The sequence below is a fragment of the Cyanobacteriota bacterium genome (assembly GCA_025054735.1).
In the GTDB taxonomy this organism is placed as follows: Bacteria; Cyanobacteriota; Cyanobacteriia; order SKYG9; family SKYG9; genus SKYG9.
The window spans coordinates 1-2,212 of sequence record JANWZG010000529.1 but is presented as its reverse complement, the minus strand read 5'-3'; the positions used below and the strand labels follow the sequence as shown (position 1 = coordinate 2,212).

The window sequence follows — 2,212 nt, the reverse complement described above, 5'->3', positions numbered from 1 at the left end:
AGGGGCGGGGTGGGCTGGGTCGAACCATGACTGCTAATGGTAGAGCTAGGTGCCGGTGATGACTGGTATGTGCCTTTGACGATCGCCTCTAGCATCACGATCGAGTTATCTACTACGATGCCCACACCCAGGGCTAACCCGCCCAAACTGAAGATATTGAGAGAGAGGCCAAACATTGCCATCAAAATGACAGCCGCCAAGGTCGATAGGGGAATCGCCAGAATGATAACCAGCGTTTGTCGCAGAGAGCCTAAGAACAGCAGCACAGCTAGCCCCGCTAGTAATGACCCAATTAACCCAGCAGCAATCACATTATTAATGGCATTGCTAATGAACTGAGACTCGTCTACGGTTTCCACAATTGTCATCTCATCCCGGATGACACCCAGTTGGCGCAACTCGGCAAGCTTTTGCTTAATCCCTCGAATGACTGCGATTGAGTTAGCATCGGGCTGCTTTTGCACTGTTACCTTTACGGCTGTTTTTCCGTTCAACCGCGCAAATAACCGTTGCTCTGCTGCCCCATCATTGATTTCAGCTACATCTCGGAGGTAAACGCGAGGAGCAGGTTGCCCCGGCACCAATCTGTTACCGCTGATTATTGACAGTTCTCGAATGTCATCAGCACTGCGAAATTGCCCGACTGTCCGAATCAGTGGCTCGTCAGCACTGCCTGTAATCCGCCCACCCGATACATCTTGGTTGCGATCGCGCAGCACTCTCAGGACATCTGTAATCCCGATGCCCACAGCTTGCATCCGTACTGGATCCAAGTTGACTTGAATCTCTTCCTCCACACCACCTGCTACATCTGCAACAGCTACCCCTGGAACCAAGCTCAACTCGCGGGCAATCTCTTCATCAGCAAAGGTTCGCAGTTCCAGATCCGTCATCATGGTAGATGTCAGTGCAAACTCATACAACGGCAACTGGGAGGGATCAAACTTGAAGATTCGTGCTTCTTCCAGATTGTCAGGGAGTTGGTTTCTGCCTCGGTTAAACGCTGCAACCGCATCATTGAGGGCGCGATCAATATTACCCCCCGGACGAAAGAACAAATCTACCCGGGAAAATCCTTCACGGGTGCGAGAAAAAATTTGCTCTACGCCTTCAGTAGCTGATAGCACCTCTTCCAAGGGTCGCGTAATCTGGTCAACCGCCACTTCAGGATCAACCCCTGGAGCACGTACCTCAACCCCAATGCGGGGATAGGTTATCTGTGGCAATAAATCAACCTGTAGTCGCGATACAAAGAAAATTCCTAAAACCACCACCGCTATGGTGAGTACCAATGTGGCAACGTGACGACGGATTGCAGCTGCACTAATACTGAAACCTTGAGCAGGTGGTTGCATAGCTTGCATAGGTAGTAAGGGCGAAAAATTTGCTCTACAGGACTTGAGACCATAAAGAAATTATTAAGTTTTGTCTACAGTCTACACTATAGATTTCAGCAAGACTGTACTGCTTAGACAGATCTTCGTTGCGGCTGGTTCAAATGTGGTTACTGAATAGTTAACCCCTGCAGCCCTAAAAGGTAGCCGTTCAGGGGTCACAATGGGTTAGGGTTTCTGTCTTCTCTAAACGGGCAGGTAGCAAAGCAGGAACAGATTGTCCTAAGCATGCAGTCGGATAAACCTCCGTTAGGAACTCCACCCTATTCTATGACCATGCCCTCAACGACCCAACCGCCATCAAAATCCTTACCACAAGTCACTTCCCACTTAAGAGTGCGACTGCTGGGTGCTATGTTGGCTAGCTCTGGCTTAGGGTTTCCCAAGGCTGTCTGTCGAGGATAGACGCGATGAGTTGCTTAAGTTCTGCCTTGGTCGTTCTTCTAGATGGTTCAAGCGTTCTATCAAGACTATCACTAGTGCTTTCATACTTGCTGGTGCGTTGTCTGAGTCGGCCTGAGGTACGCTTGTGCCGACTAGTTCCAAGACGGGGCAGGTGTTCTGCTGCTCTTCGCAGTCTGACAGTGAAATTGTGCGGCGGCAGACAACCTTGAGCTCTCACAGACAACCTCTGTATCGTCCGTACCAACGCCGTGTTAGCTTGCCGGAGCTTCAGCTACCCTAAATAGGCAGGCTCCTAATACCTTAGAGGTTAGAACTAGTTTACTCATCTCAATTTATGGCTCGGATTAATCTGCTAGATACGCGCACTACTAGTTTCGGCGACTTAATTGGTAACGGCAAGATTTACCGAGTAC

Annotated in this window: 2 protein-coding genes; one reads left to right on the top strand and one right to left on the bottom strand. The window is 49.7% G+C overall.

Annotated elements, in window-relative coordinates:
* A partial coding sequence (locus tag NZ772_17750; GenBank protein MCS6815400.1) for an efflux RND transporter permease subunit occupies positions 1 to 1,364 on the bottom strand: 1,364 nt, incomplete at its 3' end.
* Between the two features lie 258 nt (positions 1,365 to 1,622).
* Between NZ772_17750 and NZ772_17745 the strand changes: the two genes are divergently transcribed.
* Positions 1,623 to 1,799: a hypothetical protein gene (locus NZ772_17745; GenBank protein MCS6815399.1), complete on the top strand. Its 177-nt coding sequence runs from the start codon at positions 1,623 to 1,625 to the stop codon at positions 1,797 to 1,799.
* Positions 1,800 to 2,212 lie beyond the last annotated feature (413 nt).

Coding starts and splice junctions, on each gene's coding strand:
- NZ772_17745 (MCS6815399.1), top strand. CDS start 1,623: ATGCAGTCGGATAAACCTCCGTTAGGAACTCCACCCTATTCTATGACC.